The organism is Mycobacterium sp. SMC-8, assembly GCF_025263565.1.
GTDB lineage: Bacteria > Actinomycetota > Actinomycetes > Mycobacteriales > Mycobacteriaceae > Mycobacterium.
In genome coordinates, this window is record NZ_CP079865.1 from 1,275,578 (window position 1) to 1,292,274 (window position 16,697).

General features: G+C 68.7%; 11 protein-coding genes and 1 pseudogene. 6 read left to right on the forward strand and 6 right to left on the reverse strand.

What is annotated here, in order from left to right; translation table 11 throughout:
* The first annotated feature begins 65 nt into the window (after nt 1-65).
* Nucleotides 66-1,727 (forward strand): GAF domain-containing protein, encoded by a 1,662-nt coding sequence (locus tag KXD97_RS06330; RefSeq protein WP_260755920.1) that lies wholly within the window; start codon nt 66-68, stop codon nt 1,725-1,727.
* Here KXD97_RS06330 and hrpA read toward each other — a convergent pair.
* Nucleotides 1,724-5,656: an ATP-dependent RNA helicase HrpA gene (hrpA, locus tag KXD97_RS06335; RefSeq protein ID WP_260755921.1), complete on the reverse strand. Its 3,933-nt coding sequence runs from the start codon at nt 5,654-5,656 to the stop codon at nt 1,724-1,726. The two genes, KXD97_RS06330 and hrpA, sit on opposite strands and share 4 nt — an antisense overlap.
* 65 nt (nt 5,657-5,721) lie before the next feature.
* Entirely contained in the window at nt 5,722-6,621 is a 900-nt protein-coding gene (locus KXD97_RS06340; protein WP_313901354.1) for a mycobacterial-type methylenetetrahydrofolate reductase, read from the reverse strand.
* A 157-nt stretch (nt 6,622-6,778) separates the two neighbouring features.
* Here KXD97_RS06340 and KXD97_RS06345 point away from each other — a divergent pair, with 157 nt between their 5' ends.
* Genes KXD97_RS06345 through KXD97_RS06355 form a run of 3 tightly spaced genes read left to right on the forward strand, consistent with a single transcriptional unit; the run spans nt 6,779 to nt 10,849 of the window.
* Nucleotides 6,779-7,930 (forward strand): hypothetical protein, encoded by a 1,152-nt coding sequence (locus KXD97_RS06345; RefSeq protein WP_260755923.1) that lies wholly within the window; start codon nt 6,779-6,781, stop codon nt 7,928-7,930.
* Nucleotides 7,931-7,940: 10 nt separating this feature from the next.
* On the forward strand, nt 7,941-9,398 hold the full coding sequence (locus KXD97_RS06350) for a YdiU family protein (protein ID WP_260755924.1): 1,458 nt from the start codon (nt 7,941-7,943) through the stop codon (nt 9,396-9,398).
* Between the two features lie 23 nt (nt 9,399-9,421).
* Nucleotides 9,422-10,849 (forward strand): wax ester/triacylglycerol synthase family O-acyltransferase, encoded by a 1,428-nt coding sequence (locus KXD97_RS06355; protein WP_260755925.1) that lies wholly within the window; start codon nt 9,422-9,424, stop codon nt 10,847-10,849.
* Between the two features lie 62 nt (nt 10,850-10,911).
* On the opposite strand, the gene KXD97_RS06360 is transcribed toward KXD97_RS06355, so the two are convergent.
* From KXD97_RS06360 to KXD97_RS06370, 3 genes and pseudogenes are all read right to left on the reverse strand, one after another.
* Entirely contained in the window at nt 10,912-12,522 is a 1,611-nt protein-coding gene (locus KXD97_RS06360) for an HNH endonuclease signature motif containing protein (RefSeq protein ID WP_260755926.1), read from the reverse strand.
* Between the two features lie 12 nt (nt 12,523-12,534).
* The gene (locus KXD97_RS06365) at nt 12,535-13,365 is read right to left on the reverse strand and encodes an ISL3 family transposase (RefSeq protein WP_313901383.1); all 831 of its coding nucleotides are present in this window, start codon (nt 13,363-13,365) and stop codon (nt 12,535-12,537) included.
* Between the two features lie 76 nt (nt 13,366-13,441).
* Nucleotides 13,442-13,759 (reverse strand): annotated as a pseudogene (locus KXD97_RS06370) (transposase family protein); the annotation flags it as partial.
* 296 nt (nt 13,760-14,055) lie between these two features.
* Here KXD97_RS06370 and KXD97_RS06375 point away from each other — a divergent pair.
* Nucleotides 14,056-15,453, forward strand: a complete 1,398-nt coding sequence (locus tag KXD97_RS06375) for an aspartate aminotransferase family protein (protein ID WP_260755927.1) — start codon at nt 14,056-14,058, stop codon at nt 15,451-15,453.
* Here the strand turns inward: KXD97_RS06375 and KXD97_RS06380 are convergent.
* The gene (locus KXD97_RS06380; protein ID WP_260755928.1) at nt 15,450-16,082 is read right to left on the reverse strand and encodes a hypothetical protein; all 633 of its coding nucleotides are present in this window, start codon (nt 16,080-16,082) and stop codon (nt 15,450-15,452) included. The two genes, KXD97_RS06375 and KXD97_RS06380, sit on opposite strands and share 4 nt — an antisense overlap.
* Before the next feature lie 114 nt (nt 16,083-16,196).
* Here KXD97_RS06380 and KXD97_RS06385 point away from each other — a divergent pair, with 114 nt between their 5' ends.
* Entirely contained in the window at nt 16,197-16,676 is a 480-nt protein-coding gene (locus KXD97_RS06385) for a hypothetical protein (protein ID WP_260755929.1), read from the forward strand.
* Nucleotides 16,677-16,697: the final 21 nt, after the last annotated feature.

Consider the following 16,697-nt stretch of genomic DNA (forward strand, 5'->3'; position numbering starts at 1 on the left):
CCCTACGATGCGGGTTCGGGATTACACCCAGCAATGTCTGAGAGCACACACTTATGCTCATGAACATGTCCACGCGCACACAAGATGGGTCGGATCCCTTCGAGCACTGGCTGAGCGCGCTCGCGGAGATCGGCGAAGCCGTGGGTGGCGACGAGCCCGTCGCCGAGGTGCTCGGCCGCGTGGCCCGCACCGCGTGCACGCTGCTCGGTTACGACTTCTGCGCGGTCTTCCTCCCTGATGACGGCGGTCGGGCGCTCACGATCGAAGGCTCGTATGGCCTCTCCGCCGACTACATCGCCCAGGTCAACGCGAATCGTCCGATTCTGGTGGATGCCCGGGGCGACCACGAGGCGCCGACCAGCCTCGCCTACCGCAGCGGAGAGGTGGTCACTCTCGAGGACATCGAGCTGGTGCCGGATTTCACCTGGGGTGGCGTCGCCCAGGAGCAGGGCTACCGCGCGCTGATCTCGGTACCGCTGCGGCGGTCCGGGACCGTGGTCGGTGCCCTCAACGGCTACCGCGCCGCACCCCATCGCTTCGACCGCGCCGAAGTCACCCTGGTGACCACACTCGCCACGCAGGTCGCGATCGCGCTGGGCACGGCACAGCTGCGCGCGAAGGAACAGGCGACGATTCGTGAACTCCGTCGCGCCGAGGAGATCCACACGCTGCTGACAGCCACCGCTCTGCGCGGCGAAGGCGTGTCCGGCGTGGCCACCGCGTTGTCGGAGCTCCTCGACCGCGGCGTGCTGATCGAGGACCTCTACGACGAGCCACTCGCCGACGTGAACGGGTCGGCGCTCGATCCACGCGGTGATGACCACGTCGTCGCCGAGGTGAACCTCGACGGCGACACGGTGGCGCGAATCCACGTGGCCGCGGCTGATTTTGAGCTGTCCGGGCTCGACATGCGCGCCGTCGAGCACGCCACGGTCGTCACCGCGCTCGAGCTGTTGCGGGCACGCACCGCAGCCGAGGTCGAGCAGCGGATCCGAGGGTCGTTGGTCGCCGACCTGCTCGGCGCCGACGAGGCCGGCATACCGGCGTTGCTCGACCGCGCCCGGCGCCTGGGCTGGGATCTGTCCGGTGCCCAGAGCCTGATCGCACTGCGCCCGGCCGATGAACGCACTCTGGCGGCGGCAGACCGTTTCGTCACCGGTGTGACACCGCGCCCGTTGGTGGCTCTGCATCGCGGCGACCTCGTCTTGGTCTGGCCCGCCGGCGCGGAGGTTCCGGTGCAGACCGCCGGCAGGCTGCTCGAATTCCTGCGCTCGGCAAGGATTCCCGAGACTCCGACCGCCGCGGTGTCACGTCAGGTCGCCGCGCGGGAACTGCCCGGCTGCTTCCGCACCGTCCGCGGCGCCCTCGATCTTGCCGGGGAGCGCGGCGCCCCGGCGGTGATCGACCTCGACGAACCGACCATCGACCACCTGTTGCTGCAACTCGACGACCCAGGCCGGCTGCGCGAGTTCGCGACCGCGGTGCTCGGTCGCGCGGCGGACTACGACCGCGCCCGGTCCACGGAGTTGTTGCGCACCGCCCGCGTGCTTCTCACACACGGCCTGGACAGACGTGCGGCAGCGCAGGCGCTGCATCTGCACCCGAACACCGTCGCCCAGCGAGTCCGCAGGCTGGAGGAACTGACCGGGCTGAGTCTGGCCCGGCCCGCCGATCTGCTGCAGCTCACCGCTGCCCTCACGGTCGCCCGGATCGCCTCGCTGGGCTAGCTGGAACCGGCAACGCTGACCGCATCGATGGCCCGGTAGATGCGCTGTTCACTGACCGGCCGGGCGGTGCCGAGCTGCTGCGCCCACAGGCTCACCCGCAGCTCCTCGATCATGCGGGCGATGTCGCGCACATCGGCCGCCGCCGCGCGCGCGGGCGACAACGCCTGCCGCAGTGCGTCGTACTCAGCCTGCACCGCAGCGACGCGACCCATCCGTTCCCGGTCGGCGGCGGGAGCGGATGGCAGGCGCTCCAACCGACGACCGATGGCGGTCAGGTAGCGGGCCAGGTCCCCGAGTCGCGCGGCGCCGGTCGCCGCGACGAATCCCGGTGGCACGAGAGCGGCCAGCTGCGCGCGGATGTCGGCGACGGCGTCGGCCTGCATCGGCGTCGGCTTCGACGGCAGCGCGACCTCGACCTCGTGCAGCGCCGAGAGCACCCGCTCCACCCGCCGCACCACATCGGCGGTGGTCTGCGCGAGGTTGGCGGTCAGCCGTTTTCGTGCAGCGGCGAATCCTTCTCTGGTCCACACCGGTACGGGCACGATGATCTGCGCGGCCGCTGCGGCACAGTCGTCGATCAGCGCCGACAGGGAGCCGTCCGGGTTGGCGCCCAGCATCAGCCGGGTGCGGGTATCCAGACCGCGCTCGACGTTCTTGGCCACCGACGGGCCGGCGAGCAGCAAGAGCCGCCGGCTGCCGTGCGGCATCGCGGCATCCTGTTCGGCCTTCGTGGCGAAGACCCGGATGTCCACCGCGGCGCCGGTATCCACCAGCGCGGGGTAACCACGCACCAGATGCCCTGAAGCACCTAGGTTCTCGACGACCCGCGGCAGTTCGGCCAGATCCTGCGGCCAGTCCCGCAGCCCGGTGCGCTCCAGCCCGGCGGCGACGGTGGCCGCGACGGCCTGGCGGGTGGGGGCGGCGAGCTCGCGGCGCAGTTCCGCGAGGTCCTTGCCGCGGGACACCACGGCGCCCTGGGCGTCCTCGACGGCGAACGTGACCCGCAGATGCGGCGGCACCTTGTCCAGGTCGAACGCGTCGATCGGCACGAGAATGCCGGTGCGGCGCCGCAATTCGCGCTGCACCGCATCGAGTAGCGGCCCGCTGTCGGGGCCGATCGACGCGAGCAGCGCCTTGGCGGTGTCCGGCGCGGGGACGAAGTTGCGGCGCAGGTCCTTGGGCAGCGATTTGATCAGAGCGGTGAGCAATTCCTCGCGCAGCGCGGGTACCTGCCAGGCGAAGTCATCGCCGCCGAGCCGCGCGAGCACGTCGACCGGGACATGCACGGTGACGCCGTCGTCGGCTGCACCCGGCTCGTACCGGTAGGTCAACGGAAGCGACAGGTCCCCGGCCTGCCAGGCGTCGGGCTGCTCGGCGCCGGCCTCGTTGCGCAGCAGGTCATCCCGGGTCATGGTGAGCAGATCCGGCGTGCGGTGCCGCTGCTTGCGCCACCACCCGTCGAAGTGCCGCGCCGACACCACGTCGGCGGGCACGCGGGCGTCGTAGAACGCGAAGATCTCGTCGTCGCCGGCCAGCAGGTCGCGGCGGCGGGCACGGTCCTCCAGCGCGGCGAGCTCCTCACGCAGCCTGGCGTTGTCGCGGAAGAAGTGGTGCTTGGTCTGCCAGTCACCGTCGACCAGCGCGTGCCGGATGAACAGTTCGCGCGCAACCTCGGGATCGACCTGCGCATAGCCGACCCGGCGGCGTGCCACCAGCGGCAGGCCGTAGAGGGTGACCCGCTCGTAGGCCATCACCGCACCCCGCTCGGCGTCCCAGTGCGGCTCACTGTAGCTGCGCTGCACCAGATGTCCGGCCACCCGCTCGACCGCTTCCGGCTCGATACGCGCCGCGGTCCTGCCGAACAACCTGCTCGTCTCGACCAGGTCGGCGACCACGACCCAGCGCGGCGGGCGCTTGCTGAGCACCGAACCGGGGGCGAGCACGAACCGGGCGTTGCGGGCACCCTGGTAGGTGCGCCCGTCGGTGTCACGCATCCCGATGTGCGAGAGCAGGCCGGCGGTCAGCGCGGCGTGCACCCGCGCGGGGTCGGCAGGCTCGTCGCTGGCGTCACCCTCCCGGATGCCGATGTCACGGCAGATCCCGCGCAGCTGACCGACCAGGTCCTGCCATTCCCGGATCCGCAGGTAGTGCAGGAACTCGTCGCGGCACATCCGGCGAAAGGAGCTGCCGGAGCGTTCTTTTCGCTGATCGCTCAGGTAGCGCCACAGATTCAGGTACGAGATGAAATCCGAATGCTGATCGGCGAAACGGGCATGTTTCTGCCGGGCCGCCTCCTCCTTGTCGACGGGCCGCTCCCGCGGGTCCGGGATCGACAGCGCCGCGGCCAGCACCAGCATCTCGCGCACACAGCCCTCGGCGTCGGCCTGCAGGATCATCCGGCCCAGACGCGGGTCGACCGGGATCTGGGCCAGCCGGCGTCCGATGTCGGTGAGGTGGGCCTGCTGATCGAACGCGCCGAGTTCCTGCAGCAGTGCGACGCCGTCGCGGATGCTGCGAGCCTCGGGCGGGTCGAGAAACCCGAAGCCCTCGACGTCGCCGAAGCCGAGCGCCGCCATCTGCAGGATTACCGCGGCCAGATTGGTGCGCAGGATCTCCGGATCGGTGTAGCGGGGCCGGGATTCGAAGTCCTCCTCGCTGTACAGCCGGATGCAGACCCCCGGCGCGGTGCGACCGGAGCGCCCGGCGCGCTGGGCCGCCGACGCCTGCGAGATCGGCTCGATGGGCAGCCGCTGCACCTTGGTCCGACGGCTGTACCGCGAGATCCGCGCGGTTCCGGGATCGACCACGTAGCGGATGCCTGGCACCGTCAACGATGTCTCGGCGACATTGGTGGCCAACACGATTCGCCGCGCGGTCCGGCCGGGTGCAAACACCTTCTGCTGCTCGGCCGTGGGTAGCCTTGCGTACAGCGGCAGCACCTCCGTGTGGCCCGGGTCGGTCACGGCCCGCAGAGCCTCTGCGGTGTCTCGGATCTCACGTTCACCGGACAGGAACACCAGCACGTCACCGGGCGGCTCGGCCTCCAGCTCGGCGACGGCGTCGATGATCGCCTCGGTCGGGTCGCGCAGCTCGGTGCGCACCACCTCGTGGTCGGGATCGTCGGGATCCTCGGAATCGTCCGCAGCGACCGGGACTTCCAGTGGCCGGTAACGGATCTCGACGGGATAGGTGCGTCCCGAGACCTCCACGATCGGCGCATCGCCGAAGAACTGCGCGAAGCGCTGCGGCTCGATCGTCGCCGAGGTCACGATCACCTTCAGGTCCGGCCGCCGGGGCAGCAACTGTCGAAGGTAGCCGAGCAGGAAGTCGATGTTGAGGCTGCGCTCGTGTGCTTCGTCGATGATCAGCGTGTCGTAGCGCAGCAGCCTGCGGTCCCGTTGCACCTCGGCGAGCAGGATCCCGTCGGTCATCAGTTTGACCAGGGTCCGGTCCGAGGCTTGGTCGGTGAACCGCACCGTGTAGCCGACCGCGTCCCCGAGCGGGGTGTCGAGTTCCTCGGCGATGCGGGCCGCGACCGTGCGCGCGGCGAGCCGGCGCGGCTGGGTGTGGCCGATGGTGCCGCGGATCCCGCGGCCGAGCTCGAGGCAGATCTTGGGCAGCTGGGTGGTCTTGCCGGAGCCGGTCTCGCCGGCGACGATCACCACCTGGTTGGCCGCGATCGCCGCGGCGATCTCGTCGCGACGCTCGCTGACGGGCAGATCCGGGTAGGTGATCTGCGGTACCGCGGCGAGCCGCGAGGCGACCAGGGCCTCCCCGGCGGTGAATTTCTCGGCGAGGCGCTGCAGTTGTTCGGCCGAGGGCTCGCGCAGCTGCCGCAGCCGCCGCTCCAGCCGCGCGGCGTCGCTGATCGTCAGACCGTCGAGGCGGGCACGCAGCGCACGCACGTCGAGTGGGGACGGATCGGGCACTCCGGCAACGATAGGCGTGCGGTCGTCATCCCGGCGCGCGGGTGCGCGCGACCAGCGCGGAAAACTCAGCGCGAAGCGGTGTCCGGCGCCCAGTAGGCCAGCATCTCGGCCAACGTCTCGAACGCGGCGGTGTTCACCCCGTAGGTCGCCTCGTAATGCACGCTGAGCGGGAACCCGAGCTCGGCCACACCGTCGATGACGCGCTTGTACAACTCGACCATCATCTTGCGCCGTCCGTCGGGGTCGGTCTCGGACAGCGTCCGGACGAACTCCTGCTCCTTCTCCACGGCCGCGTTGCCCGGGTCCTGGATCAACCAGTTGATCAGGCCGACCCGGCTCTCCACTTTCGGTACGAAACCGAACGACAGCAGGATCTCGGGCCGGTGGTCGGTGGATTCGGCGAACTCCTTGAGGAATCCGACGATCGCATCCGAGTAGAGCAGCTGGGTCATGCCGTAGGTGGCGCCCCGGTCGCACTTGAAGTTGAACCGGCCGTGCTCACCCTCGCGTGTCGGGATAAGGATGACCCCGCGGTTGTCGACCACCTCGTCGAAGATCGACAGCGCGTCGGTCGGGGCCACGCCGGTGCCCTCACCGTCGTTGAGGGTGCGGGGCACTCCCACGAACGCGATGCCTTCGAAACCGCTCTCCCCGAGCAACCTCAGCCGCTTCTGCAGCGCGGACTCGTCCATGAACGCGGTGACCTGGGTGCACAGCCCCTTGATGCCGGGCAGCTCGGGTCGGATCATGTTCCAGAAGTCGAGGACGTCGAGCTTCGGCTTCATCTCGATGGGACGGTCGCCGTCCTCCTCGATCATCCCGGGGATCATGACGTGCCGGATCCGGCCGGCCAGTCCGGCTTCGGCCGAGCAGCGCAACACCTTTTCGGCGTCCTCCATGGCCTGCTCGCGACCCCGGTCCACATTGGGCGGCACGAGCTCTAAAGCGATGGTGTTCAAGCTCACAGCGTTGCTCCACATCTACGACTGTTTCTTCCCCCGGCGGCCCACCGACGTCATCGTCGTGGCCTCGCGTTCCCCCGGCCGACCGGAAAAAATCACCATACCTGGGGCGGCACCGGCGGCCCCAGTGAGCTTTCATGGGTGTAGACCGCTTATGAACATGCTGCAGAGAAACCCCCGCACCCCATCCATCCTCGTCGCAGCGCTGACCCTCCTGGCGGTGCTGACCGCATGCACCGGCATGGAGCCCGCACCGGGCACCACGACGGCGACGACCCCCACCAGCTCCCGCTCCCCGTTCGAGCCGACGACGACCAGTCCGGCGCCGGATCGGACGGGTCCGCTGCTGGCCTACCGGGCCGGCGACGAGCTCGGGATCGTCGACGGCACGACGGTGGCGGCGACGGCGCCCGGCGCGTTCGCCCCGTCCAACGACCTGATCGCCACCGAGGACGACAGGTTCGTGTTCTCCCGCACCACCGACGGACAGGTGGTCACGCTGGAGGTGGCGACGGGCAAGGCGACCACGCGCGACGTCACGGTCGGTCCGTCGCTGGGCACCGCGGGTGCGAGCGTGATCGTGTGGTGGGAGCAGCCGAACAGGTTGATGCGGCTGGATCTCGCCGACCCGGCGTCCCAGCCGGAACTGCAACAGATTGTCGATCTGCCCCCGGTGGCCAGGGTACGGCCGGGTGAGCCGCGGCTGCTGGTGGCCCGGGGCGGCACCGCGATCGTCGCGCGGGTGGAGTCGCCGCCGTCCCGCTTCGGAGGTCCGGACACGTTGTACGCAGTCCGCGGTCCGGGTGCGCCTGCGCCGCTGGGGCAGGCCGACGCGAACAGCCCGGTCACGGTGGCCCGTCTGAGCCCGGACGGGGCGACGCTGGCGTATGCGCTGTACCGCACCACCGACAGCACCTGCGGCACCGCGGCGATCGTCACGTCCGACGCCGACGGCGAGCAGGTGACGTTAGACGTGGCCGGTCCCGCCGCCGACGCCGGCTCCCGGGTCAACAAATTGTGGTGGCCGGCGAAGGGGGAACCGAAACTCAGCCTGACCACCTGGCAGTGCGGTCAGCCGCAGACCACGCCGCCGCTGGTGTGGCAGGTGACCGGGGACCATATCGCGCAGACCACGCCGCCGACCTCGGCGCTGCAGTCCGCCGAGGTCGCCCCCGGCCAACGCGCGCTGATCCTGCCGCCCAGCGGCGTGCCGGCCAATCCGGTCGGCACGCTGGCCTTGGAGGACAGCTCCCGCCGGTTCTCGATCAAGGACGGCGTCGACGCGATCGCCGTGATCGAGCCCTCTCCGTAGGCTGGATGAGGTGAGTATCGCGCTGCAGAACCGATTCGTCGGCGAGCTTCCGGAGCTGGCGGTGCAGTGGAAGGCCGAGGAAGCCCCCCAACCGCAGCTACTGGCGTTCAACGAGCCCCTGGCCGTCGACCTCGGCCTCGATCCGGAGTGGCTGCGCGGACCCGACGGACTCGGCCTGTTGGTGGGCACCCGCGTCCCGGAGGACGCGACACCGGCCGCCCAGGCCTACGCCGGTCACCAGTTCGGCGGATACCAACCGCGGCTGGGTGACGGGCGCGCGCTGCTGGTCGGCGAGCTCGTCGACACCGCCGGGCAGCTGCGCGACCTGCACCTGAAGGGTTCGGGCCGGACACCGTTCGCGCGGGGCGGTGACGGGTTGGCCGCGGTCGGGCCGATGCTGCGCGAGTACATCGTCAGCGAGGCGATGCACGCGCTGGGCATCCCGACGACACGCGCGCTGGCGGTGGTCGCGACCGGCCGGCCGGTGTACCGCGAGACCGCGCTGCCGGGCGCGGTCCTGGCACGGGTCGCCGCGAGCCACCTGAGGGTCGGCACGTTCCAGTACGCGGCGGCGGTCTCCACGCAGCCGGACCATGCGGATCTGCTGCGCCGTGTCGCCGACCACGCCATCGCGCGGCACCACCCCGCGGCGGCCGACGCGCAACAGCCCTACCTCGCCCTGCTGGAAGCGGTCAGCGCGGTGCAGGCGCGGCTGGTGGCGCAGTGGATGCTGGTCGGATTCATTCACGGCGTGATGAACACCGACAACATGACGATCTCGGGCGAGACCATCGATTACGGACCGTGCGCGTTCATGGAGGCGTTCGACCCGGCGACGGTGTACAGCTCCATCGACAGCTGGGGTCGCTACGCGTACGGCAACCAGCCGTCGATCGCTCTGTGGAACCTCGCGCGGTTCGCCGAGGCGCTGCTGCCGCTGCTCGACGACGACACCGGCACGGCGATCGCGAAGGCCGAGGCGTCGCTGGGCGGATTCCAGGAGCTTTACGAGACAGCGTGGACCGACGGCATGCGGGCCAAGCTCGGGCTGCCCGAGGCCTCAGCCGAAGCGGTACCGGCGCTGGCGCGGGATCTGCTGACTCAGATGCAGCAGAGCCAGGTGGACCACACATCGTTCTACCGCCGGTTGGCGACGGCGGCCCGCGGAGACGCCGAGCCGGTGCGCGGGGAGTTCGTCGATCTCGCCGCGTTCGACGAATGGCTGGCGCGCTGGCGGGCGTTGGGGCCGGATCCCGAGGCGATGGACCGAGTCAATCCGGTGTACATCCCTCGCAACCATCTGGTCGAGGAGGCCTTGACGGCGGCCACCGGCGGCGACCTGCAACCGTTGCACGGGCTGCTCTTGGCCATCAGCGCACCGTTCGACGAGCGTCCCGGCTTGCAGCGCTACGCCGAGCCCGGCGAGAAGGAGTTCAGCTCCTCGTTCCGAACTTTCTGTGGAACGTGAATGCCCCGCGTAGCGTGCCTGCCATGAGCGCCAAGAGGGTCCGCCTCGGACTAGAGGACTTGCTGTTCATCTACGGCGAAACCTCGAGTTCGAAGATGCACGTCGGCGGTCTCCTGCCGTTTACTCCACCCGCCGATGCGCCGCGCGACTACCTGCGCCAGGTGATCCACGACGCCCGCCGGCTGGACGTAATGCCGCCGTGGAACCGCAAGCTGGCCAATCCGCGACTTCAGTTCAGCCCGCTGCACAGCTGGGTCGTCGACGAGGACTTCGACTTCGACTACCACGTGCGGCGCTCGGCGCTGGCCAGCCCGGGTGACGAACGCGAGCTCGGCATCCTGGTGTCCCGGCTGCACAGCAACCATCTCGACCTGACCAGACCGCCGTGGGAGCTGCATGTCATCGAGGGCCTGGAAGGTGGCCGGTTCGCGCTGTACATGAAGATCCACCACGCGCTCGTCGACGGTTACACCGCGATGCGGATGCTGGAACGCAGCCTGTCCACCGACCCGCAGACGCGGGACGCCCGGATGTTCTTCAATGTGCCCACCCCGTCGAGGAGCAGGCAGGGCGGCGACGGAGCCGGTTCCCCGAATCCGTTGACGGCCGCGCTGCGAACGCTCTCCGGGGTCGGTTCGACGGTGACGAACGGAGTGAGCTCGGCGGTCGATCTGGCGTCGGCGCTGGTGAACACGCAGTTGCGGCGTGACGGCGACTACCGGCACATCTCGGGGTCGGCGTCGGCGCCGCACAGCATCCTCAACGCGAGGATCAGCCGCAACCGGAGGTTCGCCACCCAGCAGTACGACTTCGACCGGCTCAAGAAACTGAGCGCTCTTTACGGGGCGACGATCAACGACGTCGCTCTCACCATCATCGGCGGCGGGCTGCGCAAGTTCCTGTCCGAGCTCGACGAGCTGCCGGACAGGTCGCTGATCGCGTTTCTACCCGTGAACGTGCGGCCCAAGGGCGATGAAGGCGGCGGCAACGCGGTGGGCGCGATGCTCGCCCCCATGGGCACCGACATCGAGGACCCGGTCGAGCGGCTGTCGACGATCACGACGGCCACGCGGGCGGCCAAGACGCAGCTGCAGTCGATGTCGCCGGCCGCGATCATCGCCTACAGCGCAGCGCTGCTGGCCCCGGCCGGCGGACAGATCGCCGGTGCGCTGACCGGGGTGAGACCGCCGTGGCCGTACACGTTCAATCTTTGCGTGTCCAATGTCCCCGGACCGCGGGAGCGCTTGTACTACAACGGTTCCCGGCTGGAAGCCACCTACCCGGTGTCGATTCCGATTCACGGAATGGCGTTGAACATCACGCTGCAGAGCTACGCCGACACGGTGAACCTCGGGTTCGTCGGCTGCCGCGACCGCCTGCCGCGGTTACAACGGCTGGCCGTGTTCACCGGCGAGGCCCTCACCGAACTGGAAGCCGCCTCGGAAGGCTAAGTCCTGCGGCCTATCTCGTGGGCCGCCGCTGCACCCTGCCTCTTGAAAACCAGCACGCCGTCTCAGAAGGGTGGGGGGTCGTTGCCGTAATCGGGTGGCGGGTGCGGCTGTTGGGGTTGTTGCTCGATGAGTCGTTGGGCGGCGTTGTGTTCACGCTCGGCCTTGATGCGGGCAGCCCTGTCCGCGGCGCGGGTGCGTTGGCGTTTGGGCATCTGGACCTCGCGGCCCGGCCCGGGTGGGGGTGGGGACATCGGCGGCAGGTGCGCGGTGGTGGTGTTCCAGGTCGGGAAGAACAGTCGACTGCCGGGTGTGGTGGTGTAGGTCTGCCCGGCCGGGGTGGTCCAGATGACGGTGCCATCGGGGAGTTGTTCGTCGCGCCAGCCGTGGGGGCCACCCCAGAAGGTTTTCATCAAGTGGTGAGTTCGGCACTTGCAGTGCATGTTCGACGCGTGAGTGGGCCCGTAGGGGTACGGCACGACGTGGTCGATGTCGCAACGCTCGGCGGGAACACCGCATCCCGGGAAGCGGCAGAACACATCGCGGGCGCGGATGAACGCGGCCAGCTTCGCCGAGGGCTGGTAGTGCGGTTCGGGATCGGGGCCAGGCAGCCACAACGGCTTGATCAACGCTCCGGAGCGGATGGCTTCTGCCAACGCCACGACCGGCAGGACCTGAGCCCCCGCAAGCAACGCCACCCCGGAATCCTTGGCGCAGGAATCCTTGGCGCAGCAATCAAGACCGGGCTCAACAGGTTCGGCCCCGGGCCGGCTCTCGGGTTCGGACTCGTCAGGTTCGGACTCGGGCTGGGGACGTTCGGATTCGACCCTGATGTTCTGCTGTTCGCGGTCCTCGGCGGCGATCACCTGCTTTGCGGCATCAACGGCCGCCTTGTCGGCGATCACGTGAATCACCACCGGCGATTTCGCCGGGCCGCTGGCGGTGCAGGCCGAAGATCCGCACCGGCACCGCAGGTGGTCTTCGCCCCGACCGATCGCGCCCATGGCATCGGAGCGCCGCTCACCGATGGAACGCGGATCCGCCTCACACAAACCGTTGACCAGTCGGGCAATCCGCGCCTTGTACACCGCGGCGTCCGGCGCCAACAACAACCCCCACAGCGACGTGACCGCGTCGGGGTCCTCATGAGCCCCGATCTGCACATCCCGCTTCTTGAGGACCTCCTTGGCGCGGCGCACCGCGTCGGGGTCGTGGCGCTCGATCACGGCGTTGATCTTGTTGACCAGTTTCTCGTCCGACAGCGGTCCCCACGTCTGGGCCTTGGCTGCCAGCGCCGCGTCAACCACGGCGATGATGTCGTCGGTGACCAGATGGGTGCGCCAGGTGATCTCCGAAATCAACCGGGCGCTCAGGCGCCCCTGCAGGTACAGGGCCGCCACCTTGGGCAGTCGGTAACGCAGCGCCGTCGCAACACACATCTGAGCCGAGGCGCGCTGCGGGCTGATCGACAAAGCGGCCCCGACCTGGCAGGCGGCGTTCTTCCACGGATCGAAGGCCCACATGCCTCGTTCGTCATCCTCATCGACCGTCAGATTCACCAACTCGGCGATCGCGGCCATCTTGCGCGCCCCGGCCCGGGCTTCCTCACGCGCAGCCTGTTCGATCGCAGCGACCAGAGCCGGCTCATCCAACCCCGCATACAATCTATCGAACATGTGTGCGGCTCCTCAGGTTCTCGTGGGTAGCTGGGGGTGGAGTCCGCCGCGGCAGAGGTAGATCATTGAGGCCAGTGTTTGGGCGGAGTGGTGGCCGTATCCGCGGGCGTTGATCAGCCTGGTCGTGGCGTTGATTCCTTCGAGTAGGGCGTTGGATATGCCGAGTTCGATGGCGGCGAGGATCGGCTCGAAGTAGGCCTGAAAGCGTTTGCCGAGCGAGATGAAGACAGGAATGCGGGATCGTTTGGCCGCGGTGATCCAGGCTTTAAGAAGTTGCCGGGCTTGACCGGGTGGATGGTCGTAGCGGTAGAGATCTCGGACCTGTTCTTTCAGTGCCCAGGCCCGTCCGATATGGCGGTTGGTCTTGGCGATGTGGTTGACCAGGTCGCGTTTGGACTCGCTGAGTTTGTCCTCACCAGTGCGCAGCGCCCAACGGCCGGCTTTCCAGTCCGCGGTGCTCATCATGGCGCGGCCGGGGCCGGTGGCCGCGCCGTCATAGACGCGATCGAGAGCTCGGTTGACCCACTGCATCAGGTGGAAGCCGTCGTAGCAGATGACAGCGTCTGGCAGATGCTCGGCGGTGGTGCTGGTGTAAACGCTGGAGAAGTCCATGCTTACTGCCTCGATGCGATCGAGAATTGAATCTGGTTGGCTGGTATAGAAATTGGCTAGTGATTCCTTGCTTCGTCCGGGCTGGATGTCGATGACGGTGCCGGTGTCGTGATCGCCGATGATGGTCAGGTAGCGGTGCGGGTGGCGGTAGCAGACTTCGTCGACACCGATGCGGTAGAGGGTGTCGAGTCGGCGTTGATCGAGGAGTTCGGCGACGCCGCGGTTGATGATGGCGGTGACGGTTTCCCAGGGCGCAGCGCATCAGCGTGGCCACCGATGTGCGGTCGGTGCGTTGGGCCAGCCACAGCACCGTGTCTTCGAAGTCGCGGGTGTGGCGGGCACCGGGCCGCGCCCACGGCAGCTCCTCGGTGATCACGCCGCACTCGGGGCAGTCCAGGCGGCGGATCTCGTAGACCAGCCATAGCCGACGATGGGCCAGATCGAGGTGGCGCCAGCGTCGGCGGCGCCGGTCGTAGACCGACCGGAGGCGTTTGCCGCACGGGCAGCTCAGCAGGCGTGCGGTGGGCCGCAGCACCACTTCGACATCTCGGTCGCCGATGCTGACTTCGGTGACGGTGGCTCCGGGAATGGCCAAGAGACGGTTAAATGCAGTACTGACGCGCACGCGAGTCGTCCTAAAGGTTGCGGTTGGTGTGGTAACCCCGAAAACCTAAAGGCCCGACCGCGTGCGCGTCGCCCGTTTCACAGCCGACTCGCCGAACCTCTTACACACCAACCAAAATCGCCGCTGAGCAGCACAAAAGCGCCCACTAGAACACTAGGAGCGCCACATGTGTTCGATTCTACCCGTGGACTGTGACACGCCAGCGCACCAAATGCCGTCAGCCGGCGGCCCCTATCCGCGGCACGGCCGGCGACAGGCAATTGTCGCTTCTGCGCTTGGAGATCTACCGTTTCGGTGTGCTGAACGAAACGCTTGAAGAATCCGGCCTTCTCCCCAACGGACTGACCGTCGAGGCGGCGCGTGCGGAGGCCGCCCGCACGTACGAGCTCGACCGCGCCCACGTGTTCCATTCGTGGTCCGCGCAGGCCGACATCTCCCCGATGACGATCGTGGCCTCTGAGGGCTGCTACGTCTGGGACGGCGACGGCAACAAGCTTCTCGACTTCTCTTCGATGCTGGTGAACACCAACATCGGGCACCAGCACCCCAAGATCGTCGCCGCGATCGCCGAGCAGGCCGCCAAGCTGTGCACGGTCGCACCGCAGCACGCCAACGCCGCCCGCTCCGAAGCCGCACGTCTGATCGCCGAGCGCACCCCCGGCGAGCTGAACAAGATCTTCTTCACCAACGGCGGCGCCGATGCGGTCGAACATGCGGTGCGGATGGCCCGACTGCACACCGGCCGCTACAAGGTGCTGTCCCGCTACCGCTCCTACCACGGTGGCACAGAGACCGCTATCAACCTGACCGGCGACCCCCGGCGCTGGCCCAACGATCACGGCAATGCCGGCGTTGTGCACTTCTTCGGCCCGTTCCTGTACCGGTCGCAGTTCCACGCCACCACCGAAGCCGAAGAGTCCGAACGCGCGCTCAAGCACCTGCACGACACCATCCGGATGGAGGGCCCGAGCACTATCGCGGCAATCATCCTGGAGTCGATCCCCGGCACGGCCGGCATCATGGTGCCCCCGCCCGGCTACATCGCCGGAGTGCGTGAGCTGTGCGACGAATACGGCATCGTGTTCATCGCCGACGAGGTGATGGCAGGTTTCGGCCGTAGCGGAAAGTGGTTCTCCATCAACCACTTCGACGTCACGCCCGACCTGATGACGTTCGCCAAGGGGGTCAACTCCGGTTATGTGCCGCTCGGCGGCGTCGCGATCAACCCTGCGATCGCGGAGACCTTCGCCCACCGTGCGTATCCGGGCGGCCTGACCTATTCCGGGCATCCGCTGGCGACGGCGTCTGCGGTGGCGACGATCAACGCGATGGCCGACGAGGGCATCGTCGAGAACGCGGCACGCATCGGCGCAGAGGTCATCGGGCCCGGCCTGCGCGACATCGCCGCCCGGCACCGGTGTGTGGGCGAGGTGCGCGGCGCCGGCGTGTTCTGGGCGGTCGAACTGGTCGCCGACCAGGACACCCGCGAGCCCCTGGCGCCGTACGGAAGTTCAAGTGCTGCAATGAATTCAGTAATCGGCCGGTGCAAGAAGCTCGGACTGCTGCCGTTCGCGAACTACAACCGCATCCACGTGGTGCCGCCGTGCATCATCACCGACGAACAGGCCCGGGAGGGTCTGGCGATCCTGGACCACGCGCTCGAGGTCGCCGACGAGGAGCCGGGCAACAATTAGTCGAGCTCGCCGCTGATACCGCGCTCCAGTGCGGCGCGGGCCCGCTCGGGAAGCACCAGCAACCCGTCGAGCTCGCGCCGCGCCAAGCGGTAGGCCCGCTCCCGTTCCTGTTGCGTGGCAGCCGAATCCGCCGCCACCCGCAGCAGACGCTGCGCCCGCGCCAGACGTTCCTGCTCCTCTCCGGTGAATCCGGATCGTCTGCGGCGCAACGCCTCCGCCTCGGCGATGTCGAAGGCCGTGACGTATTCCTGCACCGCGGCCAGGTATTCACGCGTCGCGTCGCGGTCGTCGACCAGATCGTCGATGTCAGCGGGCCGCAGGAAGTCGGCGCGCAGCTTCGCCCGGTGGAAGCGCTCGGTGAGAGCGTCCCGCAGATCGGTCATCATCGGACAGTCCAGCAGCCTGGACATGTCGAGCTCGTACTCCAGCCAGCGGGTGTCGGTCCGGTCGTGCTCCTCGATCGCGCGACCTATCGCTCGGCGCTGCGCCGCCGCGGGATCCGGGGGTGGCGGCAGCTCGGCGGATTGACGTCCCCGCAGCGCGGCGACACCCCGGAACGCGGCATACACCGCCCCCAGCAGCGGCACCAGCACGAGCATCAGCTCGAGCAGCCTGATCACCAATCCCATTGAGCCAGCATGCCACCGCGCCGACCCGGGACGGGTGCGGTGGCAGGACGCGGCCGTCAGCGCGACCACAAATTGGGTGGTTTTGATTTCTTGATCCCCGGCAATCTTTCAGACATGCGAAACAAGACCTCAACACCCCGAATGATTGGTTCCTTTCTGTTCGCGGGCGCTGCGGCGACGGCCATCGCAACAGCGCCCCTGACCTTTGCGCAGCCGGCGCCGCCCCCATGCTTCAACCCGGACGGCACACCGTGCGTCGTGAACGGCACGGCAGGCCCCGACGGCGCCGCAGGTGCCATTCCCGGCGGCCCCGCCGGAGCGGCCGGTCCCGGTGGCGCCGCGGGCGCCATTCCCGGTGGCCCCGTAGGCGAAGCCGGTCCCGGTGGAGCCGCGGGCGCCATCCCCGGCGGCCCCGCAGGTGAAGCCGGCCCCGGCGGCGTGAGCGGCAGCACCAACCCCGGCGGCCCGAGCGGCGCAGCCGGGCCTGACGGTGCCACCGGCGCGATTCCGGGCGGCCCGTCCGGCACCGCCGGCCCCGGTGGAGCCACCGGCTGCATCCCGGGCCTCGGTTGTGCCACCATCCCCGCTCCGTGACCGCAGCGACCTGACCGGTAG

What these genes read in the sequence shown, in the direction of transcription:
- KXD97_RS06330 (WP_260755920.1), top strand. Translation starts at nt 66, where the DNA reads ATGTCCACGCGCACACAAGATGGGTCGGATCCCTTCGAGCACTGGCTG.
- KXD97_RS06345 (WP_260755923.1), top strand. Translation starts at nt 6,779, where the DNA reads ATGCTGCAGAGAAACCCCCGCACCCCATCCATCCTCGTCGCAGCGCTG.
- KXD97_RS06355 (WP_260755925.1), top strand. Translation starts at nt 9,422, where the DNA reads ATGAGCGCCAAGAGGGTCCGCCTCGGACTAGAGGACTTGCTGTTCATC.
- KXD97_RS06360 (WP_260755926.1), bottom strand. Translation starts at nt 12,522, where the DNA reads ATGTTCGATAGATTGTATGCGGGGTTGGATGAGCCGGCTCTGGTCGCT.
- KXD97_RS06380 (WP_260755928.1), bottom strand. Translation starts at nt 16,082, where the DNA reads ATGGGATTGGTGATCAGGCTGCTCGAGCTGATGCTCGTGCTGGTGCCG.
- KXD97_RS06385 (WP_260755929.1), top strand. Translation starts at nt 16,197, where the DNA reads ATGCGAAACAAGACCTCAACACCCCGAATGATTGGTTCCTTTCTGTTC.